Origin of the sequence: Curtobacterium sp. RIT-PI-V (genome assembly GCF_025642935.1) — a bacterium.
Taxonomy (GTDB): Bacteria; Actinomycetota; Actinomycetes; order Actinomycetales; family Microbacteriaceae; genus Curtobacterium.
This window is the reverse complement of record NZ_JANZKM010000008.1, coordinates 89,437-111,960: the sequence shown is the minus strand read 5'-3', so window position 1 is coordinate 111,960 and position 22,524 is coordinate 89,437. Positions and strand designations below refer to the sequence as shown.

Sequence of the window (22,524 nt, the reverse complement as noted above, 5' to 3'; positions counted from 1 at the left end):
CCCGGTGCCGGTTCACGGAACCGGCACCGGGCCTCCCGTCGGTGCGTTCGGTGCACGCGGTCAGCGTGCGCGTGCGTCGCTACTGGACGTCTTCGTCGACCCAGTCGAAGGTCTTCGTGACGGCCTTCTTCCAGAGACGGAGCGTGCGCTCGCGCTCCGCGGCGTCGAGCTGCGGCTCCCAGCGCTTGTCCTCCTGCCAGTTGGCACGGAGCTCGTCGAGGTTGGCCCAGAAGCCCACGGCGAGACCGGCCGCGTAGGCCGCGCCGAGCGCCGTCGTCTCGGCGACCACCGGACGCACCACCGGCACGTTGAGGATGTCGGCCTGGAACTGCATGAGCTCGTTGTTGGCGGTCATGCCGCCGTCGACCTTGAGCTCGGTCAGGTCCACGCCCGAGTCGGCGTTCACCGCGTCGAGGACCTCGCGGGTCTGCAGCGCCGTCGCCTCGAGGGCCGCACGCGCGATGTGCCCCTTGTTGACGTAGCGGGTCAGGCCGACGATCGCACCGCGAGCGTCCGGACGCCAGTACGGCGCGAAGAGGCCGGAGAACGCCGGCACGAAGTACACGCCGCCGTTGTCCTCGACGGTCTTGGCCAGCGCCTCGACCTCCGGGGCACTGCCGATGAGACCGAGGTTGTCGCGGAGCCACTGGATGAGCGAGCCCGTGACGGCGATCGAACCCTCGAGGGCGTAGTGCGTCTCCTGGTCGCCGAGCTTGTAGCCGACGGTGGTGAGCAGGCCGTTCTCGGAGCGGACGATCTCGGTACCGGTGTTGAAGATGAGGAAGTTGCCGGTGCCGTAGGTGTTCTTCGACTCGCCCTGGTCGAACGCCGCCTGGCCGAAGGTCGCGGCCTGCTGGTCGCCGAGGATGCCCGCGATCGGGACCTCGCGGAGCAGGTTGGACGACTCGACGTGGCCGTAGACCTCGGAGGAGCTGACGATCTCGGGGAGCATCGACTTCGGCACACCGAAGTCGGCGAGGATGTCGTCGCGCCACTGGAGCGTCTCGAGGTCCATGAACAGCGTGCGGGACGCGTTCGTGACGTCGGTCTTGTGGACGCCGCCGTCGACGCCACCGGTCAGGTTCCAGAGGACCCAGGTGTCGGTGGTGCCGAAGAGCAGGTCCCCGGCCTCGGCCTTCTCACGCGCACCCTCGACGTTCTCGAGGATCCACATGATCTTGGTGCCGGCGAAGTAGGTCGCGAGCGGCAGGCCGACGATGGCCTTGTAGCGGTCGGTGTCACCGTCGGCGAGCTTGTCGACGATCGACTGCGTGCGGGTGTCCTGCCAGACGATCGCGTTGTAGATCGGCTTGCCGGTGGTCTTGTCCCAGACGACGGCGGTCTCGCGCTGGTTGGTGATGCCCACGGCGGCGACGTCGTGACGCGTGATGTCGGCACGCGACAGTGCCTGACCGATCACCTCGCGGGTGTTGTCCCAGATCTCGGCGGGGTCGTGCTCGACCCACCCGGCGCGCGGGAAGATCTGCTCGTGCTCCTTCTGCCCGGTCGAGATGATCGAGCCGGAGTGATCGAAGACGATCGCTCGGGTGGAGGTCGTGCCCTGGTCGATGGCGACGATGTAGTCGGCCATTGGTGCTCCTTACGGGTGTTCGGTGCGGTGGGCGGCCCGCGATCGCGCGCCACTCACCCCGGGGTTGGGTTGGGTCAGCTGACGACGGGCAGCAGGGCGTAGGACAGCCCGGCGGCGATGGCGCCACCGATCAGCGGTCCGACGACGGGCACCCAGGCGTACGACCAGTCGCTCGAGCCCTTGCCCTTGATGGGCAGGAAGGCGTGCGCGAGGCGCGGACCGAGGTCACGGGCCGGGTTGATGGCGTAGCCGGTCGGACCGCCGAGGCTGACACCGATCGCGATCACGAGGAAGGCGACGGGGATCGCGCCGAGCTGCGCCGGGGTCTGGCCGTTGGTGAAGGCGATGACGACGAACACCAGCACGAAGGTGCCGATGATCTCGGTCACGAGGTTCCAGCCGTACGACCGGATCGCCGGGCCGGTGGAGAAGACGCCGAGCTTGGCGGCGGGGTCGGGCTCCTCGTCGAAGTGCTGCTTGTAGGCGAGCCAGACGATGACGGCCCCGATGACCGCACCGATGAGCTGCGCGAGCCAGAACAGGAGCATCGCGCCGACGGTGATGTTGCCGAGGATGGCCTGGGCGAGGCTGACGGCCGGGTTCAGCTGGCCGCCCGACTTGTACGACACGGTGACACCGGCGAAGACCGCGAAGCCCCAACCGATCGTGACCATGAGGAAGCCGGCTCCGAAGCCCTTCGACTTCGAGAGGGAGACGGCGGCGACGACACCGCCACCCAGGATGATGAGCATCGCTGTACCGACGAGCTCGGACAGGAACTTGACGCCGATGTCGTCCATCGGTGACCTCCAGTGCGTGAGGTGGGGGTCCGGTGGTGCTGCGCCGCACTCCCCGTTGAGTGATTGAGGCCGAGCATAGTGACGCGGAGAACGACGGGGCGATGAATTCCTGAGGGAAGTCCGGGATCGTGCACGAACGTGCAAGCGGCGTGCGCTGCGGAGGATCGCGAGCCGGTGACGCGTCCCCGTCGCACTGCACGAACGTGCAGACCGGACGAACGAGCGCCCGGGCGTCGGATGTAGATTGGGCGCACTCCGGTCGACGACGGCGGTGTGCAGTTCGCCTCGGCTCGGCCCCGTACCCGTGGAGGCACGCGCATGAAGAAGCTCATCAACGACCCGCAGGCCGTGGTCGACGAGACCGTCCGGGGGTTCGCCCGGGCACACGCCGGACACGTCGTCCTGGTCGAGGACCCGATCCACCTGCACCGCGCCGACGCCCCCGTCGCCGGCAAGGTCGGCATCGTCAGTGGCGGCGGCAGCGGACACGAGCCGCTGCACGCGGGCTTCGTCGGGTACGGCATGCTCGACGCCGCCGTCCCGGGCCCGGTGTTCACGAGTCCGACCCCCGACCCGATCGTCGCGGCCACCAAGGCCGTCGACGGCGGCGCGGGCGTCCTGCACATCGTGAAGAACTACACCGGCGACGTCCTGAACTTCGAGACCGCCGCCGAGCTCGCCGAGATGGACGACATCCGCGTCGAGTCCGTTGTGGTCGACGACGACGTCGCCGTGCAGGACTCGCTCTACACGGCCGGTCGCCGCGGCGTGGCCGGCACCGTGGTCGTCGAGAAGTGTGCCGGCGCTGCTGCCGAACGGGGCGACGACCTCGACGCCGTCGCCGCGGTCGCCCGCCACGTCAACGACGTCACGCGGTCGATGGGCCTGGCCCTGGCGTCCGGCACCGTGCCGCACGCGGGGGAGCCGTCCTTCACGCTCGCCGACGACGAGGTCGAACTCGGCATCGGCATCCACGGGGAGCCGGGGCGCGAGCGCATCCCGATGGCACCGGCCGACCAGCTCGTCGACCGGGTGCTCGAACCGATCCTCACCGACCTCGACGCTCCGGCCGGCTCGAAGCTGCTCCTGCTCGTCAACGGCATGGGTGGCACTCCGCTGTCCGAGCTCTACATCGCCTACCGCCGTGCCGCCGAGGTGCTGACGGACCGCGGGTACGACGTCACGCGTAGCTTGGTGGGCGACTACGTCACGTCCCTCGAGATGCAGGGGTTCTCGCTCACCGTCACGGTGCTCGACGAGGAACTCACGGCACTCTGGGACGCCCCGGTGGAGACCCCGGCACTGCGCTGGGGTCGCTGAGCGGCCGCCATCGGCCGCTCGACCACCGACCACGACACCGAGCCATCCCAGGCCGGACACACGAAGGGAACCGCATTGGCGCTCGACACCGCATGGGCCATCGACTGGGTCCGTCGCACGGCTGCGACGATCGACGAACACCGGGCAGAGCTCGTCACGCTCGACCGCGAGATCGGTGACGGGGACCACGGCGAGAACCTCGACCGCGGTTTCCGCGCCGTGCTCGAGGCCGTCGACGGCGGCTCCTTCGACACGCCCGGCGCCGTGCTGAAGACGGTCGCGACGAAGCTCATCTCGACCGTCGGCGGCGCCGCTGGTCCGCTGTTCGGCACCGCGTACCTGAAGGCAGCCCAGGCCGCAGGCGACGCGTCCGAGCTCGACGCCGACACGCTCGTCGCCGTGCTCGCCGCAGCGCGCGACGGCGTGGTCTCGCGCGGCAAGGCCGCCGTCGGCGACAAGACGATGGTGGACGCCTGGACCCCCGCGGTCGACGCCGCCACCGCAGCCGCCGCAGCCGGTGACGAGCCGGCAGCGGTGCTCGCCGCCGGGGCCGACGCCGCCGCCTCGGGCGCCGAGGCCACCGAACCGCTCGTCGCCCACAAGGGGCGCGCGAGCTACCTCGGCGAACGCGCCGTCGGGCACCGCGACCCGGGCGCGCAGTCGACGGCGTACATCCTGCGTGCCGCGGTGGACGCGACGACGGGCTCCGCCGCGTGACCGTCGGCATCCTGATCGTTTCGCACAGCGCCGCGGTCGCCTCCGGCACCGTCGAGCTCGCCCGCCAGATGGCGGCCGACGTGCCGCTCGTCGCGGCCGGCGGGACCGACGACGGCGGCATCGGCACGTCGTTCGAGGCGATCACCGCCGGCATCGAGGAGCTCTCCGACGCCGACGCCGTCGTCGTCCTGTGCGACCTCGGCTCTGCCTACCTGACCACCGACACGGCGCTCGACTTCCTCGACGACGACGTCCGCGCACGCGTGCACGTTTCACCGGCACCCCTCGTCGAGGGCGCGGTCGCCGCGGCCGTCGCGGCCCAGACGGGTGGCGACGCCGAGGCAGTGCTCGCTGCCGCGGCGTCCGCCGCAGGGTCCGCGGACGACGCGAGCAGCGCCTCCCGTCCGTCCGGTGACCAGCCGGGAGGCACGGGGCCGGGTGACGGGGCTGCCAGCGTCGACGACGTGGCCGCGTCCGAGAGCGTCGAACTGGTGAACGAGACCGGCCTGCACGCCCGCCCCGCGGCGGAGTTCGTGAAGACGGCAGCCAAGTACGACGCAGCTGTGCGCGTGAACGGCGTGGACGCGAAGAGCCTGCTGGCGATCATGGCGTTGGCGCTGCCGAAGGGAGCCACCGTGTCGATCGAGGCGAGCGGAGCCGATGCGCAGGTCGCGGTCGACGCGCTGGTGGAGCTGGTGCGGAGCGGTTTCGGCGAGTAGGCGTCGCCGCCGCTCAGCTTCGCAGCCGAGTCTCGCGTGAGGCGACAGTCCTCGCCGTGCTGAGCGCGAGAACGGTCGCCTGGGCCGAGACTCGGCCCGCCCTGGCCGAGTCTCGGCGTCAGCGGATGGACACCGTGCCGGCCAGGTCGAGGTCCGACGGCCCGCCGGTGACGCCCGCATCGGCGAGGAGCGTCGCGCCGAACACCGCACTCCAGAACGTCCGGGAATCACGGCCGACACCGCTCGGACTCGTCCAGCCGTGCTCCGCGACGACGCGCTCGAGGTAGCGCTCCGACTGCCGGAACAGGACCGCGAGCAGGAGTCGCACGCGCTCGCGCTGGGCGTCGTCGTCACCGGCGGCGGCCAGCGCGCGCACGACGAGCAGTGTCGACGGCATGGCGAGGGCGGTGCGTGCGAGCACCTGACGGAACGCGTCTGCGGACCCGGCGCGCCGACCGGCTGCCTGCAAGCGCGTCGTGTCGCGGAGGAAGAGCGCGAAGGCGGCGTCGAGGACGAGGCGGTCCTTCGAGCCGTAGTGGTGCGTGATCTGGTTCGGGTAGACCCCGGCCGCCCGGGCGATCTCGCTGACGGTGACGGCGTGGCGTGCGGTGCTGGCTCCCGCCGCGTCGCCGGCCGCCCCTGCGCTGAGGAGTCCGGCGGTCGCGGCGAGGATCCTCGCCCGGGTCGCTGCACCGCGGGTCGTCCCGGTGCCGTCGGTGGTTGCCATTCCTTAATTGTACGTGGTACAACTCCACTTGTTCAACGTACAAGAAGGAGCACTCGTGGACATCTCCATCACCGGCTACGGCGCCGTCTCCCCGTTCGGCCACGGCGTCGCGCCGCTGTGGGACGCCCTGGTCGCCGGACGCTCCGGCGTGCGCGAGGTGCACCGCGACGGGCAGCTCTGGGAGCGGGTGCCGATCACGGTCGGCGCCGACGCGGCACTCGACGCCGAGTCCGCGCTCGGTCGCGTCCGGGCGAACCGGCTCGACCGCAGCCAGCAGCTCGCGCTGGTCGCCGCCGGCGAGGCCTGGGCCGACGCCGGCGCGCCCGCCGTCGCGGGCGACCGCCTGGCCGTCGTCGTCGGAACCGGCATCGGGGGAGTGGAGACGCTGCTCGACGCGCACGACGTGCTCGGGACCTCGGGTGCTCGTCGGGTGTCGCCCCGAACCGTCCCGATGCTCATGGCCAACGGGGCCGCGGCGCAGATCAGCATCGAGTACGGCGCCCGCGCCGGTGCGTACACGACCGTCTCGGCATGCGCGTCCGGTGCCGAGGCGATCGCGACCGCCGCGCGGCTCATCGTCACGGGGGAGGCCGACGTCGTCATCGCGGGCGGTACCGAAGCAGCGGTCACCCCGGTCACCATGGCCTCGTTCGCCCAGTCTCAGGCCCTCGCGAAGCCCGACGGTGACGACCCCACCACGTTGTCACGACCGTTCGACGCCGACCGTCGCGGGTTCGTGCTTGGCGAGGGTGCCGGGTTCGTCGTCCTGGAACGGGCCGCGCACGCCGCCGCCCGCGCACAGCGGTCGCACGGCACGCTCGCCGGGTGGGGGATCACGTCGGACGCCTTCCACATCACCGCCCCACTCGGGGACGGCAGCGAGCAGGAACGCGCGATGACGGCGGCGATCCGGATGGCCGGCCTCACCGGGGCGGACATCGACCACGTCAACGCGCACGCGACCGGGACCCCGGTCGGGGACGTCGGCGAGGCAGCGGCGATCGGTCGTGCGGTCGGGACCGGTGCGCTCGTCACCGCGCCGAAGAGCGCCATCGGGCACATGTTCGGTGCGGCGGGAGCGGTCGAGGCGATCCTGACGGTCCGGACGCTCGAGACCGGGGTCGTGCCGCCGACCCTGAACCTGCAGCACCAGGACCCGGCGATCGACCTGGACGTGGTGGCGGGGACCGCTCGGACCGCGACCATGCGTGCGGCGCTGGGCAACTCGTTCGGGTTCGGCGGGCAGAACGCCTCCTTGGTGTTCACCGCGGTCTGAGGGGCGCGGGGGCCGACGTATCCTGACTGCCATGAGCATGGAAGGCGTGGCCTGGAGCTCGCTCTACAAGATCTCCACCGCCAAGGACGGCAAGCACGGCATCTCCCGTGAGTCGGTCCGGCGGATCATGACGTTCGCAGTGCCCTACCGGGCCAAGCTGGTGGTCTTCATCGTCCTCTCCGTCGTGGGCGCCGTCCTCGCGGTCGCGACACCGGTGCTCGCCGGCCGGGTGGTCGACGTCATCGTCGCCCGGGGCGCGCTCGGCACGATCACCTGGCTCGCGGTCGTCATCGCCCTGGTCGCCGTGGGCGACGCAGGCGTGTCGCTCGCGACGCGCTGGTTCTCGGCACGCATCGGCGAAGGCGTGATCCTGGACCTCCGGACCGCCGTCTTCAACCACGTGCAGAAGATGCCGATCGCCTTCTTCACCCGCACACGGACGGGCGCCCTCGTCAGCCGCCTCAACAACGACGTGATCGGCGCACAGCAGGCCTTCAGCGGCACGCTGTCCGGCGTGGTCACGAACACCGTGGCGCTGATCCTCACCCTGACCGTCATGCTCAGCACGTCCTGGCTCGTGACCGTCCTGGCGATCGTCATGCTCCCGGTCTTCCTGGTCCCCGCGCGCCGCATGGGCAGCCGCCTCGCCGCGCTGCGTCGCGAGGCCGCCGACCACAACGCCGCCATGAGCACGCAGATGACCGAGCGCTTCTCCGCGCCCGGCGCCACCCTCGTGAAGTTGTTCGGCCGTCCTGACGAGGAAGCGGAGGAGTTCCGGGTGCGCGCCGCCCGCGTCCGCGACATCGGCGTGCGGAGTGCCCTGCTGCAGTTCGTCTTCGTCACCGCCCTCACCCTGGTCTCCGCCCTCGCCCTCGCGCTCGTCTACGGGGTCGGCGGCGCCCTCGCGCTCGGTGGCCGGCTGAACACGGGCGACGTGGTGACGCTGGCCCTCCTGCTCACCCGCCTCTACGCACCGCTGACCAGCCTCGCGAACGCCCGGGTGGAGATCATGAGCGCGGTGGTCAGCTTCGAGCGCGTCTTCGAGGTCCTCGACCTCGAACCGCTCATCCAGGAGAAGCCCGACGCCGGCACCGTCCCCGACGGCCCGGTGGCGGTCGAGTTCGACGACGTCCGTTTCGCCTACCCCGCTGCGGACAAGGTGTCCCTCGCCTCGCTCGAGGAGGTGTCCACGCTGGACACTCGCGGCGGTGACGAGGTGTTGCACGGCGTCTCGTTCCGGATCGAACCGGGGCAGACCGTCGCGCTCGTCGGCACCTCCGGGGCCGGCAAGTCCACGATCGCGCAGCTGCTCTCCCGCCTGTACGACGTCGACAGTGGCGCCGTCCGGCTGGCCGGGTCGGACGTCCGCGACGTCACGTTCGCCTCCATGCGGCACACCATGGGGATGGTGACGCAGGACGGCCACCTCTTCCACGAGACGATCCGCTCCAACCTGCGCCTCGCGCGGCCCGAGGCGACCGAGGACGAGGTGTGGGACGCCGTCCGGCGCGCGCGGCTCGAACCACTCATCCGCTCCCTGCCTGACCAGCTCGACACCATGGTCGGGGAGCGTGGCTACCGGTTGTCCGGCGGCGAGCGCCAGCGGATGACCATCGCCAGGCTCCTGCTCGCCCAGCCGCGCGTCGTCATCCTCGACGAGGCCACCGCGGCGCTGGACTCGACGTCCGAGGCCGCCGTGCAGGCTGCGCTCAGCGAGGCGCTCGAGGGGCGGACTGCGATGGTGATCGCCCACCGGCTGTCGACCATCCGCAGCGCGGACCTGATCCTCGTGGTCGAGGACGGGTCGATCGTCGAGCGTGGGACCCATGAGGAGCTGCTGGCCATGGGCGGACGGTACGAGGAGTTGCACCGGACCCAGTTCGCCGTGCAGAAGGACGTCGCGGCGGATGAGGAAGCGCTTCGCCCGAGCTAGGTCCTCAGGTCACGGCGCCGTGCTGAACTGCTGCAGTCCGGTGACCCGAAGCAGGTCGAGCTTCGCGGCGTCCTCGGTGCCGGGGACCGCGGTGTAGACGACGATCCGCAGGTCGCCGCCCGGCACCGTCAGCACGTCGCAGTCGATCTCGATGGGCCCGACGGGCGTGTGCACCTGCTTGCGGCTGGCCCGGTGCTCGGCGATGCGCCCGGTGTCCCAGCGACGTTCGAACTCGGGCGACTCACGGCGGAGCCGCGCGACGAGCTCGGCGAGATCGCGGTCGGCGGGGTAGCGGCCGGACGCCTGACGGAGGTCCGCCGCGAGGTCGCTCGAGAACTCCTCCTGGTGCTCGTCGTCCCACTCGACGCCGTCGTGTGCGTGCATGAAGTGCCGCCACACCAGGTTGCGCTCGATCCCGACCGCCCGCGATGGGTCTCCGTTCAGCGCAGCCCACAGGTCGTTCCACAGCACGATGTCGTGCGTCGCCGTGAACACCGCGATCGGGACGTCGCCGAGCCGGTCGACGAGCCGCTGCACCCCGGGGGTGATGTGCCGCGGGACGACCTGGAGCGACGGGGGAGCGACGCCGGCGACCCGGCACAGGTGGTCGCGCTCGGCCGCGGTGAGCCGGAGCGCCGTGGCGAGGGCGCCGAGCAGCTGGGGTGAGGGGTTCAGCGCGCGGCCCTGCTCGAGGCGGACGACGTAGTCGACGCTCACCCCGGCGAGCGCGGCGAGCTCCTCGCGTCGGAGACCCGGCGTCCGTCGGCCGGGCCCGGCCGGTAGGCCGACCTCTTCGGGCCGGACGCGGTCGCGCCAGGAACGCAACACACTCGCGAACTCGCTCATGTCCACCATCCTCGCCCCGCGCCTCCTGTCCTTCCTGGTACTGGTGGTCCCACCGTCGCACGGTGCCTGGGGGAGTCAGCCGCTCGGGCGGAGAGTGGGGGCATGACAACGACACTCATCACCGGAGCCAACCGCAGTCTCGGGCTCGAGACCGTCCGCCGCCTGGTCGACGCGGGCCACACCGTGTACGCCGGCATGCGCGACCCCGCCACGGGCGACGAGGCGCGTGCCCTGGGCGCCCACGTGGTCCAGCTCGACGTGACCGACCAGGACAGCATCGACGCCGCGATCGCCACCATCCCCGCCCTCGACGTGCTCGTGAACAACGCCGGCATCCTCGGGACGTCGTTCGGGGTCGACGACCTCGACGCCGCCGCGATGGCCACCGTGCTCGACACCAACGTGACGGGCATCGTCCGGGTCACGCAGGCGGCGCTCCCGCTCCTGCGGGCGTCCGACCACCCCGTGATCGTGAACGTCGCCTCGGGCGTGGGGTTCGCCAGGTGGTTGACGACCCCGGGCCACGACGAGTACCCGGTGCCGGCTGTGCCCTACGCCGCGTCGAAGGCCGCGGTGATCGCGCTGACCGTGCAGTACGCGAAGAACCTGCCGGAGTTCCGCATCAACGTCAGCGACCCCGGGTACACCGCCACGGAGTTCAACGGCTTCGGTGGACACCAGACCATCACCGAGGGCACCGACGCGACCGTCGCGCTCGCCACGGTCGGGCCGGACGGGCCGACGGGGGAGTTCCACAACCGGAACGGCCGCATCGAGTACTGACGGTCGCTGGGCGCGGACGGTCGCGGTATCCGCTTCAGTCGTGCACATCGGCACCGAACCCCGACCCAGGGCGCATCATCCAGCCCGCCGGGTCGGGGAGCGGACGGAACCCGAACCGCTCGTACAGGCCCTGCGCGTCGGCGGTGAACAGGGCGAACCGCTTCAACCCGAGTGGCTCGATCGCCTCGGTCACGCCCTGCACGAGGGCGACGCCGACGCCACGGCCACGAGCGTCCGGTTCGACGAACACGTCGGCCAACCAGCCGAACGTCACCCCGTCGGTGATCACCCGAGCGTACCCGAGCTGCGCGCCCGTCGCGGTGTCGTAGACGCCGAAGTTACGGGACCCGGCGATGACCGCGTCCTGGGTGGCACGACTGCGACCCCGCGCCCAGTACGACTGCTCGCTGAGCCAGCGGTGCACGCGGTCGACGTCGAGGTCGGCGGGGTCGGCGGAGAAGTGCAGTGCGGTCGGTTCGTCCATGGGACCAGTGAAGCGGCGGTCGCCCGTGGCGAGCAACGGCCAATCCGTCGTCTGTGGACAACACGACAGCACCGTCTGGGACGATGGCGGGATGCGCGCAGTCCAGTACGACCAGTTCGGATCCGCCCCGTCGATCGTCGACCTGCCCGATCCGGCGGCACCGGACCACGGGGCCGTCGTCCGGGTCGCGGCCACCGGGGTGTGCCGCAGTGACTGGCACGCCTGGAAGGGACACGACGACTCCGTCTCGCTGCCGCACGTCCCCGGGCACGAGTTCGCCGGTGTCGTCACGTCCGTCGGGGACGCGGTGACCCGGGTGTCGGTCGGGGACCGGGTGACCGCGCCCTTCGTGTTCGCCTGCGGGACGTGCCCGGAGTGCGTCGACGGCGCCACCCAGGTGTGCACGCGCCAGCAGCAACCCGGGTTCACGCTGCCCGGTTCCTACGCCGAGTCCGTCGTCATCCCGCACGCCGACGTCAACGTGGTCGCGCTCCCGGAGACCGTGGGCTTCGCCGAGGCCGCGGCACTCGGGTGCCGGTTCGGGACGGCCTACCACGCCCTGCATGCCCGAGGTCGGGTCGCAGCAGGGGAGTGGGTGGCCGTGTTCGGCTGCGGCGGAGTCGGCCTGTCGACGATCATCGTCGCGGTCGCGGCGGGCGCGCAGGTGATCGCGGTCGACGTCTCGTCTGCGGCACTCGAACGTGCCGCAGCACTCGGCGCCGTCACCCTGCCGATGGACGAAGCGGCAGTCGCCGCGGTCCGTGCTCGGACCGACGGCGGCGCGCACGTCTCGATCGACGCCTTCGGCAGCCGGGCGACCTCCGTCGCAGCGGTCGCATCCCTGCGCCCTCGAGGACGTCACGTGCAGGTCGGCCTGCTGCTCGACGACGAGGCCGAGCCGGTGATCCCGATGGGTCGCGTCATCGCCGATGAGCTCGAACTGCTCGGCAGCCACGGCATCTCGGTGGGGGAGTACGCGGCGATGCTCGCCGACGTCGTCACCGGGCGACTGCGTCCGGACGACTCGATCGGCCGGACCATCGGCTTCGACGACCTGCCCGGCGCGATCGTGGCCATGGACCGTCCCGCCACGTCGACCGGGATGACCGTCGCCGTCTTCTAGCCGTCCGCGCTGACGCGGAGCAGCTGCACGGTGGCGTACCGGACGGCGTCCGATGCCTCGCGCAGGTCGTGGTCGAGCTGCATCGCGATCTGCTCGTCGGTCCACACCGCACCGGCCTCGATGGTGTCGAGGGGGTGCACAGGCCGCTCCGGTCGGTTCGCCCAGTCCGCCATGTGCGTCGTGCTGTCGTCGCTCAGGGGGACACCCAGTGCGGCGTCGGGGTCGCGGTGAGCGCGGTGCGCCTCCGCCACGACCGTGTCGATGTCGATCGGGGGAGTCAGCCCGGAGATCCGGTAGCGGTCGGCGACCTCCTGCCACCACTCGGTCGCCCGTCGCACGTGCCCCTCGGCTCGACGGACCATCTGATCGGTGATGTCGGCCTCGTGCTCAGCGTCGGTCTCGGCCGTCAGGAAGCCGTCCGAGTACCCGAGGATCCCCACGAGGTCGTCGGCTTCGGACCGGAGCAGTGGACGTGCGCCGTCCTCGACCGACTCGACGGTCGCGGCGTCCCAGTGCCAGCCGCGCAGCCGCATCCGGAGGGCCAGGTCGTCAGGATCGGAACCGGCCAGTCGTTCGCGGACGCCCCGGAGGTTCCGGCCGATCTGGGCATCGGTGAGTGTCATGGCGACGACGCTACGCATGCGATGCCGTCGGCGTCTCGGCGGTCACCGCGACGTCGGACGGTACATCAGCCCGAGCGCACCGCCGGCGAACGTCTCGGAACTGACCAGGTGCAGGTCGAGCTCGTCCGGCAGCCCCGCGAACACGCCGTCGCCGGAGCCGAGCACCACCGGAAGCACGGCAAGCCGGTACTCGTCGACCAGGCCGGCGCGGACGAGGCTGCGACCGAACCCCGTTCCGCCCTGGGCGAGGACGTACCCGTCCGACTCCTGCTTGAGCGCTGCCACTTCGGCCTCGAGCAGTCCGGATGCGACCCGCGCACCGGTCCAGGTCGCCGCCGCGGGGGAGCCACGGTCGGGGACTGCCACTGTTCGCGGATCGAAGTCACGCTGCGTGGTGAAGACGACCTTGGGGATCCGGTTCATCGGTTCGGCGAGGGGCCCCGGCGCCGTCGGCCAAAAAGCTGAGATGGTCTCGAAGGTTTTGCGGCCGAAGGCGTGCAGGCCCGCGCCGGTAACGACGTCGAGCACCCAGGCCATCGAGTCCGGACTCCCGCCGCGGAACATCCAGTCGGAGTCGGCGCGACGACCAGCCACGAAACCATCCAGCGACATCGACATCTTGAGGACGAGTTCACGCAAGGGGAGCCCCTGTCCGAACCTGAGTTGACATAATATGCATTATCGGCTCATGCCTGCGGACGGTACCGGGCGCTTGGTGAGCAGAAAAGGTCGAGTCCCACGCGCGGACTCGACCGTTCCTGCTCACGAAGCACATCGTCGGGCGACAGTGTCAGTCGGCTGGCTTCGTCGGGACGTCGTCGGCGTCGATCTCGAGCGCCGCTGGTTCAGCGCCCTGTTCCTCCAGGTTCTCCTGGTCGGTGTCCGGCTGCTCCGGCGTCTCGCTCTGGGTGGTCTCTTCGGCTGGGTCTGGCTGGCTGTAGCTCATGCGCCGGACGGTACGCCGAGCGGGCTGGGGACGCATCGGGCTCCATTCAGAGCGCGTCACCGTCGGATGGCCGGTCGACGCCGCGGGAGGAACGATCACGTGCGGCCGGACGCCGGGTGGTCGACGGTGGCTGGATGGCCGTCGGGCAAGCGGTCGCGAGCCTCAGACACATCACCGGCCTCGAGCCCGACCTCGACCATGTGCGCGCTGCCTTCACCGGGTTCCTCGCCGAAGGGCGAACCGCCGGTGACCGGACCGGACGCGAAGCCGTCGAGTGAGCAGAAGAGGTCGAGTCCAGATGACGGACTCGACCCCTTCTGCTCACGATGCACGCCCGCGGACGTCACGCGTGCGCCCTCGGACGGGCCTCCGTCACGACTGGGTGAGGATGACCGCCGTCAGGATGTAACCGACGATGCCGATGACGATCGCGACGGCCGACAGGATGATGCCGGCGAGGACGGTGCCGCGGCTCCCCCCGCGCTTGCGCGCCAGGATGCCGAGCACGAGCCCGATGATGCCGGCGATGATGCCGATCAGGGCGATGAAGATACCGCCGACGACGCCGACGATGCCGAGCACCAGGGAGACGACACCGAAGGTGTTGGACTGAGCGGGCGCGTTGCCGGGGTTGGACATGGGAGCTCCTTCGATCAGGACGCCGATCCAGGCCGGGTAGCCGATCGTGAGCGTCGATCAAACGCTATCGGAATCGCACCGGCAACGTTCAGGTTGCCTGGACGAACCTGTCCCCTGCTTCAGGCGCCGACGTAGGCCGCCAGGTGCTGGCCGGTCAGGGTCGAGCGGGCGGCGACGAGGTCGGCGGGCGTGCCCTCGAACACGATCCGTCCGCCGTCGTGCCCCGCGCCCGGCCCGAGGTCGATGATCCAGTCGGCATGCGCCATCACGGCCTGGTGGTGCTCGATCACCACGACGGTCTTGCCCGAGTCCACCAAGCGGTCGAGCAGCCCGAGCAGCTGTGCGACGTCCGCCAGGTGCAGTCCGGTGGTCGGTTCGTCGAGCACGACGGTGCCGCCACGCTCACCGAGGTGGGTCGCCAGCTTGAGCCGCTGCCGTTCTCCGCCGGACAGCGTCGTGAGTGGCTGCCCGATGGTCAGGTACCCGAGTCCGACGTCGGCCAGGCGCGCCAGGATCGCGTGCGCAGCAGGCAGCACGGCCGGACCGTCGGCGAAGAACACCACGGCGTCGGCGACGGACATGCCGAGGACCTGGCTGATGTCCTTGCCGCCGAGCTGGTAGCCGAGCACCGACTGGTCGAACCGCTTGCCGTCGCACTCCACGCACGGGGTGGCGATGCCGGCCATCATCCCGAGGTCGGTGTACACGACACCGGCGCCGTTGCACGCGGGGCAGGCGCCCTCGGAGTTCGCGCTGAACAGCGCGGGCTTCACGCCGTTGGCCTTCGCGAACGCCTTGCGGATGGGCTCGAGCAGTCCGGTGTACGTCGCCGGGTTGCTGCGTCGGGAGCCGCGGATCCCGCTCTGGTCGATGGCCACGACACCCTCGCGATGCGCGAGCGACCCGTGGATCAGCGTGCTCTTGCCGGACCCGGCGACGCCCGTCACGACGGTGAGCACCCCGGTGGGGACGTCCACGTCGACGTCGTGCAGGTTGTGCGCCGACGCACCGCGGATCGCGATCACCCCGTCGGACCGGCGGACGGCGGTCTTCACCGAGACGCGGTCGTCCAGGTGCTGACCGGTGATGGTCCCGCTCCCCCGCAGCCCGTGCACCGGGCCCTGGTAGCAGAGCATCCCGCCGCCGGAGCCGGCGCCCGGGCCGAGGTCGACGACGTGGTCGGCGATCGCGATGACCTCGGGCTTGTGCTCGACCACGAGCACGGTGTTCCCCTTGTCGCGCAGCCGCAGCAGCAGGCCGTTCATCCGCTCGATGTCGTGCGGGTGCAACCCCGTGCTCGGCTCGTCGAAGACGTACGTGACGTCGCTGAGGGACGACCCGAGGTGCTTCACCATCTTGACCCGCTGCCCCTCTCCCCCGGACAGCGTGCCGGTCGGGCGGTCGAGCGAGAGGTAGCCGAGACCGATCTCGACGAACGACTCGAGCAGGTCGCGGAGGCCGTCGAGCAGCGGCGCGACGCCGGGGTCGTCGACTGCACGGAGCCACGGCACGACGTCGGTGATCTGCATCGAGCAGACGTCGGCGATGCTCTTCCCGCTGATCTTCGACGAACGTGCGATGTCGTTCAGCCGGGTGCCCCCGCACGCCGGGCACGTCGTGAAGGTCACCGCACGGTCGACGAAGGCGCGGATGTGCGGCTGCATCGCCCCGCGGTCCTTCTGCAGCATCGAACGGCGCACCCGGGGGACGAGCCCCTCGTACGTCATGTTGATGCCGGCGATCTTCTGCTTCGTGGGCTCGCGGTAGAGGAAGTCGGCGCGCTCCTGCTCGGTGAAGTCGCGGATCGGGGTGTCCTTGTCGAAGTACCCGGACTCCGCGTACATCCGGACGTTCCACCCGTCGGTGCCGTAGCCGGGGATCGTGATCGCCCCGTCGCCGAGCGCCTTCGAGTCGTCGAACAGCTGCGTCAGATCGATGTCGTTGACGAGCCCGCGCCCCTCGCAGTCGGCGCACATGCCACCGAGCCGGGTGAACGAGACCTTCTCGGCCTTGGCGTCCTTGCCCTTCTGCACCGTGATCGCTCCCCCGGCGGTGACCGTCGCCAGGTTGAACGAGAACGCGTTCGGACCGCCGACGTGCGGGTCGCCCAGACGACTGAAGAGCACGCGCAGCATCGCGTTCGCATCGGTGGCGGTGCCGACGGTCGACCGCGGGTCGGCGCCGATGCGCTCCTGGTCGACGACGATCGCGGTGGTCAGTCCGTCGAGCAGGTCGACGTCGGGTCGCGCGAGCGACGGCATGAAGCCCTGCACGAAGGCGCTGTACGTCTCGTTGATCATCCGCTGCGACTCGGCGGCGACGGTGCCGAACACGAGCGAGCTCTTGCCGGACCCGGACACACCGGTGAACACCGTGAGTCGACGCTTCGGCAGGTCGACGTCGATCCCCTGCAGGTTGTTGGCGCGGGCACCGCGCACGCGGATGCGGTCGTGGCCATCGGCGGCGTGCACGCTCCGGCTCGGAACGGCGTCGTCTCCGGAACTGGTATGCATGTCGATCAGGGTACCGGCGGGTACCGACACCGACAAGGCAATCCCGCACCGTGCGTTGGACGCACCCCACCACCGGACAGGAGGCACGGGCCAGGCCCGCACCGCGCCTCCCGTCAGCACCGTGCGCGCCTTCTCACCCCGTGCGCGCTTCCGCGCACCGTGCAGCGCCACAAGCGCGCACCACGCCACCAACCCCGCACCGACCGACGGACCCGGCACCGTGCAGACGACGGCCGAGTGCAGACGACGGCCGGGTGCAGACGACGGCCGGGTCAGGCCGCGGTGAACCGACGCACCAGCTCCGGCAGCTCCGCCGGTTCGAAGTTCTCATCGGTGGCGTCGAGCTCGTCGGCGGTCCACCAGCGCGACGCGAGGATGTCGACCCGCTCGTCGTCGGTCCACTCGGCGTCCGACAGCTCGAAGCCCGGTGTGCGCACGACGTAGAACTCGCTGTGGCCCCGGTCGTGGTCGGCGAGGTCCCACTCGACGGTGAAGTCCCAGGACCAGACCGGCTCGCCCGGGTCGTCGATGACGATCCCGGTCTCCTCGCGCAGCTCGCGGATCGCCGCGTCGCGGTGGTCCTCGCCGGGGTCGACCCCGCCGCCGGGCGTGATCCACCGGTGGGCACCGTCCGACGACGGCGAGTTCGTGTCCATCAGGAACACGCGCCCCTCGGGGTCGAGCAGGATGATGCGGGAGGTTCGGCGCAGGCCGGGCTTGGCAGTCACCCGCCCGACGCTAGCCGACGAAGCCGCTGACGTCGCCGACGAGCTTGGTGTGGTCGGCGGGGATCGGCTCGATCGCGGCGAGGGCGATCTCGGCGGCGAACTCCGACACGCTGTAGAGCTTGCCGACCTCCTGCCGGCGGCCCTCGATCGCGCCGGGGTTCAGGCGGTTCAGCAGGGTCGCGGTGATCGTGCCCTCGATCATGTCGCCGGAGACGACGACGAACTCGATGCCCGCGGCCTCGAGCTGCGGGATCAGCTCACGCAGGGCGAGCTCACCGGCGCGCTTGCTCTTGGCGACCGGGACGTACTCGTCCATCGTCTCGGCGGTCTCGACGAAGTGGGCCTGGTGGCTCGTCACGAACACGACGCGCGACCCGGCGGGCATGTGCGGCACGGCGGTCTGGAGCATGTCGACCTGTGCGTCGCGGTTCAGGCGGAGTGCGTAGTCCTCGCCGAGGCCGGACTCCATGCCGCCCGAGGCGTTCAGGACGAGCAGGTCGATGCCGCCCCACTCCTGCACGACGGTGTCGACGAGCGCCTGCACCGATTCGTGGTCGGTCAGGTCGGCGCCGATCGCCAGGGCGGAGCCGCCGGCCGCGACGACCTTCTCGGCGATCTGCTCGGCGCGCTTGGCCTTGTTGCGGTAGTTCACGACGACCTTGGCGCCGGCGCCGGCCAGGTACCCGACGGTGTCGGCGCCGATGCCGCGCGACGAGCCGGTGACGACGGCGCGCGTGTCGGTGAGGGATCCGGGGGCGAGGGGGTTGCTCACAGTCGTGTTCTCCAGGTCGTGTTCCGGCCGGTCGGCCGCACCGAGCCTACCAATCGCCTGCACGGCCGACCGACCCTCCTGATATGTTGAACGGAGTTGTACCGGCCGTCGCGACGCTGCGAGCCACGGCGCGCGACCGAGGGAGGGAGATCGCGTGAACGGAATCGATTGGATCCAGACCATCGTCTGGATCGGACTCGTGTTGCTGCTTGGAGTGGTCGAGATCTTCACCCTCGACTTCATCTTCATCATGCTCGCGGCCGGAGCCGCCGGTGGGTTGATCGCCGCTCTGCTCGGCGCCCCGTGGTGGCTGTCCGCCATCGTCTCCGCCGTGCTCGCGCTCGTGCTGCTGTCGCTCGTGCGACCGCGCCTGCTGGTCATGCTCGGCCGAGGCGCCGACCCGCACCGCACGAACATCGAAGGGCTCATCGGGCTTCCCGGCACCGTCGCCGTCGCCTTCACATCCTCTGCTCCCGGCCAGGTCCGCCTGGCCAACGGCGAGACCTGGAGCGCACGGTTCGCCGTGGGCGCCATCGACCGCACACCGCCACTCGGCACCCCCGTGGTCGTCGAGTCGATCGAGGGGTCGACCGCGGTCGTGCGCCTCGCAGAAAGGGCCACCTCGTGACCATCTCACCCGGGACGATCGCACTGCTCGTCCTGATCCTCGTCGTCGTCATCTTCGTGATCGTCGTCCTGGCCAAGGCGATCCGCATCGTCCCGCAGGCCACCGCGGGCATCGTGGAACGCCTCGGCAAGTACCACAAGACGCTCTCGCCGGGCCTGAACCTGCTCGTGCCGTTCATCGACCGCCTGCGCCCCCTGCTCGACATGCGCGAGCAGGTCGTGTCGTTCCCGCCGCAGCCGGTGATCACCGAGGACAACCTCGTGGTCTCCATCGACACCGTCGTCTACTTCCAGGTCACCGACGCCCGCGCGGCGACCTACGAGATCGCGAACTACCTCGGTGCCGTCGAGCAGCTCACCACCACCACGCTCCGCAACGTCGTCGGTGGCCTCAACCTCGAAGAGGCCCTGACCAGCCGCGACAACATCAACGGTCAGCTCCGCGTCGTGCTCGACGAAGCGACCGGCAAGTGGGGCATCCGCGTCGGCCGTGTCGAGCTCAAGGCGATCGAGCCGCCCGTGTCGATCCAGGACGCCATGGAGCAGCAGCTGCGTGCCGAGCGGAGCCGTCGTGCCGCGATCCTGCAGGCCGAGGGCACCAAGCAGTCCCAGATCCTCGAGGCCGAGGGGCAGCGGCAGGCCGCCATCCTCGCAGCCGAGGGTGACGCCAAGGCCCAGGTGCTCCGCGCCGAGGGTGAGGCCTCCGCCATCGCCACGGTCTTCGAGGCCATCCACACCGGTGACCCCGACGACAAGCTGCTCTCCTACCAGTACCTGCAGATGCTCCCGAAGATCGCCGAGGGCACCGCGAACAAGCTCTGGATGATCCCGAGCGAGTTCACCGAGGCACTGTCCGGCATCGCGAAGGGCTTCTCCGGCGGACGGAGCGGCAGCGGCCCGGTCGCCGGCGCCGGCACCGGCGGGGACTTCCTCTCCCGCATCTCCAAGCTCGCGAACGAGAGCCTGGCGAACACCGCCGCTGCCGGGTCGGCCGACACGACCATGCCGCGTGCGGATGCCACCGCCGCGGACATCGTCCCCGAGTCCGACCTCGACGCACGACTGGCCGAGTCGAACCGGAGCGTCGACGCGCACCTCGCAGCCGCCGATGACGCGACCGCCGAGAAGGTCGACGACGCACCGGCCCCGCAGGCCGACGCTGCGCAGCACCCGAACGACGAAGCATCCGGGCACCGCACCAGCGACGGCTCCGGCCGACGCTGACCCGCACCACCACGAACGACGATGCCCGCCCCGGGGAACCGGGGCGGGCATCGTCGTTCGTCAGGTGCTGGTGTCAGGCACCGCGTCGTGCACGGAGGACCTGCAGGCGCTCTTGGAGGAGCTCCTCGAGTTCCTCGCGCGAGCGACGCTCGAGCAGCATGTCCCAGTGGGTACGGGGCGCCTTGACGTCTTCTGCTGCGACCTCGACGGGGATGCCGTCGTCACCGAGCAGGCGTCCTTCGCGGCCGGAGCGTGGCTCCGACCAGGTCTGGGGCACGTCTGCGTCAGCGGAGAAGACGATGTCGAAGGTCTCCCCCGAATCGGTCTGGTAGACCGCGCGCTTGCGGTCCGAGAGCTCGACGCCCTCTTCGCTCTGGAGACTCTGACTCCCGAGCCGCATGCCGCGGAGACTCCGATCAGCCATGTGTGTGCTCCTCTCGCTCGTCTGCCCTCCACAACACTGTCCCACGCGCCGTCGTTCCCGACTGGGCGCATTCACAGTCCGTTCCCAGTGCGTGGTCCGGGCGCTCAGGTGCGCGGCGGTGGATCAGGAGCGCGTACGGCGTCCCCACGGCGCGCAGGCGAGCAGCACGAGGAGCCCGCCGAGCGACAGGAACAACGCGATCGACCCGGACGCGAGCGACGCCGGGGTCGTCGAGGTGCCGAGCGGCACGTCGGTCACCATCGAGGTCGCGGTGTACTCGGGGACCCGGTCGATGGTGCGTCCGGACGGGTCGATGACCTGCGAGGCGCCGACGGTCGAGATGTTGACGAGGGAACGACCGGTCTCGATCGCCCGCATCCGTGCGATCTCGAGCTGCTGCAGGTTCTCGTCGGTGCCGGAGAAGTCGGCGTTGTTCGTCTGCGCGAGGATCACCTGCGCTCCGCCGCGCACCATGTCGCGGGACAGCCCGTCGTCGACGATGTCGAAGCAGATCGCGATGCCCGCCTTGATCCCCGCCACCGGCAGCACGTTGGGTTTCGTGCCCGGCGTGTAGTCGCGCTGCAGCAGGCCGATGAGGGACGGCGCGAGCTTCGAGAAGAACCACCGGTCCGGCACGTACTCGCCGAACGGCACCGGGCGCTTCTTGTCGTAGGACGACTGCCACCCGTCGGCGGTCCACACGAACGACGTGTTGTGCAGCACCCCGGACGGGGTCTGCGTGATGGCGCCGGCGACCAGCGGCGCCCCGACCGAGTCGACGACGGCGTCGAGCGACGACGCGATCACGGGCTGCTGGCGCGGGTCGAACTCGGCGGAGGCCTCGGGCCAGACGACGAGGTCGACGCCCTTCGCCTCGACGTCGGTCGCCGCGACCTGCGCCGCCAGGACCTCACCCGGCGCAGCACGGTCGAAGTACCCGGCCGGCCCGTTGCCCTGCACCGACTCGATCCGGACGGTGCCGGACGTCGCGGTCGGCCAGGCCGGCACCGCCAGGACGGCGGCGACGAGCAGGCCGGCGGTCGCGACCCGGACCGGCAGCCGCAGGGTCGCGCCCGGCGCCCGCGGGGAGACGAGGGCGAGTGACACGACGACCGCGACGCAGTAGACGACCACGAACGTCACCCCGAGGACGCCGACGTACGCCGCGAGGTGGGTGAACGGCCCCTGCGACTGCGACAGGCCGACGCGCCCCCAGGCGAAACCGCCGTACGGCCAGCTCCCCGAGAACCACTCGCGTCCGGTCCACAGTGCGGCGACCACGGCCGGGAGGCCCCACACGCGTCCGGCGGTCGAGGGCACCGCGCGCGCGACCCAGCGGTACGCGAGGGCGATCGCGACGCTGCCGAGGGCGAAGAACGCCGCCTCCAACAACGCCAGTGCGAACCACGGGACAGGGCCCAGGTAGCGACCGGCCCACGAGATGGCCGGGATCCAGAACGCGGCACCGGCCACGTAGCCAAGCCACGCGGCCCTGCGGGCGCGTTGCCCCATCGCCGCGAGGAGCATGCAGGCCAGCGCCGGGAAGGCCAGGAACCACCAACCGGGCGACGGGAACGCGAGCGCGAAGAGCAGCCCGCCGATGACGGCAAGGGGCAGCGCGGTGCCCAGCGGGAGCGCCGCGAACGGGCCGTCCGCGTCCGCACCGCGGCCCACACGCGCGGGCACCCCACGCACACCGGTCTCCGGAA

The 22,524-nt window shown here is 70.9% G+C and carries 24 protein-coding genes; 10 read left to right on the top strand and 14 right to left on the bottom strand.

Features of this window, described 5'->3' with window-relative positions; translation table 11 throughout:
- Window positions 1-79 precede the first annotated feature (79 nt).
- Window positions 80-1,591: a glycerol kinase GlpK gene (glpK, locus tag OGL88_RS07585; RefSeq protein WP_111084025.1), complete on the bottom strand. Its 1,512-nt coding sequence runs from the start codon at window positions 1,589-1,591 to the stop codon at window positions 80-82.
- Window positions 1,592-1,665: 74 nt separating this feature from the next.
- The gene (locus OGL88_RS07580) at window positions 1,666-2,391 is read right to left on the bottom strand and encodes an MIP/aquaporin family protein (protein ID WP_111084024.1); all 726 of its coding nucleotides are present in this window, start codon (window positions 2,389-2,391) and stop codon (window positions 1,666-1,668) included.
- 318 nt (window positions 2,392-2,709) lie between these two features.
- Between OGL88_RS07580 and dhaK the strand changes: the two genes are divergently transcribed.
- The 3 genes from dhaK (at window position 2,710) to dhaM (ending at window position 5,147) form a co-directional block, all read left to right on the top strand.
- Window positions 2,710-3,711, top strand: coding sequence for a dihydroxyacetone kinase subunit DhaK (gene dhaK / locus OGL88_RS07575; RefSeq protein ID WP_263090925.1), 1,002 nt, complete (start codon window positions 2,710-2,712; stop codon window positions 3,709-3,711).
- A 75-nt stretch (window positions 3,712-3,786) separates the two neighbouring features.
- Window positions 3,787-4,428 (top strand): dihydroxyacetone kinase subunit DhaL, encoded by a 642-nt coding sequence (dhaL, locus tag OGL88_RS07570; RefSeq protein WP_263090923.1) that lies wholly within the window; start codon window positions 3,787-3,789, stop codon window positions 4,426-4,428.
- A complete protein-coding gene (dhaM, locus tag OGL88_RS07565; protein ID WP_263090921.1) occupies window positions 4,425-5,147 on the top strand; it encodes a dihydroxyacetone kinase phosphoryl donor subunit DhaM in 723 nt (240 codons plus the stop codon). The genes dhaL and dhaM overlap by 4 nt, the downstream gene beginning before the upstream one ends.
- Before the next feature lie 118 nt (window positions 5,148-5,265).
- Here dhaM and OGL88_RS07560 read toward each other — a convergent pair whose 3' ends face one another.
- Complete coding sequence (locus tag OGL88_RS07560; RefSeq protein ID WP_263090919.1) at window positions 5,266-5,874, bottom strand: TetR/AcrR family transcriptional regulator C-terminal domain-containing protein; 609 nt, start codon at window positions 5,872-5,874, stop codon at window positions 5,266-5,268.
- Window positions 5,875-5,929: 55 nt separating this feature from the next.
- On the opposite strand from OGL88_RS07560, the gene OGL88_RS07555 reads away from it, so the two are divergent.
- Together OGL88_RS07555 and OGL88_RS07550 are read left to right on the top strand one after the other, a co-directional pair.
- A complete protein-coding gene (locus tag OGL88_RS07555) occupies window positions 5,930-7,150 on the top strand; it encodes a beta-ketoacyl-[acyl-carrier-protein] synthase family protein (RefSeq protein ID WP_263090918.1) in 1,221 nt (406 codons plus the stop codon).
- A 31-nt stretch (window positions 7,151-7,181) separates the two neighbouring features.
- Window positions 7,182-9,083: an ABC transporter ATP-binding protein gene (locus tag OGL88_RS07550; protein ID WP_263090917.1), complete on the top strand. Its 1,902-nt coding sequence runs from the start codon at window positions 7,182-7,184 to the stop codon at window positions 9,081-9,083.
- A gap of 9 nt (window positions 9,084-9,092) precedes the next feature.
- Here the strand turns inward: OGL88_RS07550 and OGL88_RS07545 are convergent, their stop codons facing one another.
- Entirely contained in the window at window positions 9,093-9,929 is an 837-nt protein-coding gene (locus tag OGL88_RS07545) for a helix-turn-helix domain-containing protein (protein WP_263090916.1), read from the bottom strand.
- Between the two features lie 102 nt (window positions 9,930-10,031).
- Between OGL88_RS07545 and OGL88_RS07540 the strand changes: the two genes are divergently transcribed.
- Window positions 10,032-10,712 (top strand): SDR family NAD(P)-dependent oxidoreductase, encoded by a 681-nt coding sequence (locus tag OGL88_RS07540; protein WP_263090915.1) that lies wholly within the window; start codon window positions 10,032-10,034, stop codon window positions 10,710-10,712.
- A 34-nt stretch (window positions 10,713-10,746) separates the two neighbouring features.
- Here OGL88_RS07540 and OGL88_RS07535 read toward each other — a convergent pair whose 3' ends face one another.
- Window positions 10,747-11,196, bottom strand: a complete 450-nt coding sequence (locus OGL88_RS07535) for a GNAT family N-acetyltransferase (RefSeq protein ID WP_263090913.1) — start codon at window positions 11,194-11,196, stop codon at window positions 10,747-10,749.
- Between the two features lie 91 nt (window positions 11,197-11,287).
- Between OGL88_RS07535 and OGL88_RS07530 the strand changes: the two genes are divergently transcribed.
- Window positions 11,288-12,319, top strand: coding sequence for an alcohol dehydrogenase catalytic domain-containing protein (locus tag OGL88_RS07530; RefSeq protein ID WP_263090912.1), 1,032 nt, complete (start codon window positions 11,288-11,290; stop codon window positions 12,317-12,319).
- Here OGL88_RS07530 and OGL88_RS07525 read toward each other — a convergent pair.
- The 3 genes from OGL88_RS07525 to OGL88_RS07515 form a co-directional block, all read right to left on the bottom strand.
- Window positions 12,316-12,942: a hypothetical protein gene (locus tag OGL88_RS07525; protein WP_263090911.1), complete on the bottom strand. Its 627-nt coding sequence runs from the start codon at window positions 12,940-12,942 to the stop codon at window positions 12,316-12,318. The two genes, OGL88_RS07530 and OGL88_RS07525, sit on opposite strands and share 4 nt — an antisense overlap.
- A gap of 42 nt (window positions 12,943-12,984) precedes the next feature.
- The gene (locus OGL88_RS07520) at window positions 12,985-13,581 is read right to left on the bottom strand and encodes a dihydrofolate reductase family protein (RefSeq protein WP_263090910.1); all 597 of its coding nucleotides are present in this window, start codon (window positions 13,579-13,581) and stop codon (window positions 12,985-12,987) included.
- Between the two features lie 151 nt (window positions 13,582-13,732).
- Window positions 13,733-13,888: a hypothetical protein gene (locus OGL88_RS07515; protein ID WP_263090909.1), complete on the bottom strand. Its 156-nt coding sequence runs from the start codon at window positions 13,886-13,888 to the stop codon at window positions 13,733-13,735.
- Window positions 13,889-14,022: 134 nt separating this feature from the next.
- On the opposite strand from OGL88_RS07515, the gene OGL88_RS07510 reads away from it, so the two are divergent.
- A complete protein-coding gene (locus OGL88_RS07510; RefSeq protein ID WP_263090908.1) occupies window positions 14,023-14,166 on the top strand; it encodes a hypothetical protein in 144 nt (47 codons plus the stop codon).
- A gap of 94 nt (window positions 14,167-14,260) precedes the next feature.
- Here the strand turns inward: OGL88_RS07510 and OGL88_RS07505 are convergent, their stop codons facing one another.
- The 4 genes from OGL88_RS07505 to OGL88_RS07490 form a co-directional block, all read right to left on the bottom strand.
- Complete coding sequence (locus OGL88_RS07505; protein WP_123294405.1) at window positions 14,261-14,527, bottom strand: hypothetical protein; 267 nt, start codon at window positions 14,525-14,527, stop codon at window positions 14,261-14,263.
- 119 nt (window positions 14,528-14,646) lie between these two features.
- Window positions 14,647-17,040 carry an excinuclease ABC subunit UvrA gene (locus tag OGL88_RS07500; RefSeq protein ID WP_263090907.1) on the bottom strand — a complete coding sequence of 798 codons (2,394 nt, stop codon included), beginning with the start codon at window positions 17,038-17,040 and terminating at the stop codon, window positions 14,647-14,649.
- 272 nt (window positions 17,041-17,312) lie between these two features.
- A complete protein-coding gene (locus OGL88_RS07495; RefSeq protein WP_263090905.1) occupies window positions 17,313-17,768 on the bottom strand; it encodes an NUDIX hydrolase in 456 nt (151 codons plus the stop codon).
- Window positions 17,769-17,778: 10 nt separating this feature from the next.
- Entirely contained in the window at window positions 17,779-18,540 is a 762-nt protein-coding gene (locus tag OGL88_RS07490) for an SDR family oxidoreductase (RefSeq protein ID WP_205462447.1), read from the bottom strand.
- Window positions 18,541-18,694: 154 nt separating this feature from the next.
- Here OGL88_RS07490 and OGL88_RS07485 point away from each other — a divergent pair, with 154 nt between their 5' ends.
- A complete protein-coding gene (locus tag OGL88_RS07485) occupies window positions 18,695-19,168 on the top strand; it encodes an NfeD family protein (protein WP_263090904.1) in 474 nt (157 codons plus the stop codon).
- Window positions 19,165-20,391, top strand: a complete 1,227-nt coding sequence (locus OGL88_RS07480; RefSeq protein ID WP_205462448.1) for an SPFH domain-containing protein — start codon at window positions 19,165-19,167, stop codon at window positions 20,389-20,391. The genes OGL88_RS07485 and OGL88_RS07480 overlap by 4 nt, the downstream gene beginning before the upstream one ends.
- Before the next feature lie 73 nt (window positions 20,392-20,464).
- Here OGL88_RS07480 and OGL88_RS07475 read toward each other — a convergent pair whose 3' ends face one another.
- Window positions 20,465-20,815, bottom strand: a complete 351-nt coding sequence (locus OGL88_RS07475) for an RNA polymerase-binding protein RbpA (RefSeq protein ID WP_263090903.1) — start codon at window positions 20,813-20,815, stop codon at window positions 20,465-20,467.
- Between the two features lie 123 nt (window positions 20,816-20,938).
- Window positions 20,939-22,501 carry an apolipoprotein N-acyltransferase gene (lnt, locus tag OGL88_RS07470; protein WP_263090901.1) on the bottom strand — a complete coding sequence of 521 codons (1,563 nt, stop codon included), beginning with the start codon at window positions 22,499-22,501 and terminating at the stop codon, window positions 20,939-20,941.
- Window positions 22,502-22,524: the final 23 nt, after the last annotated feature.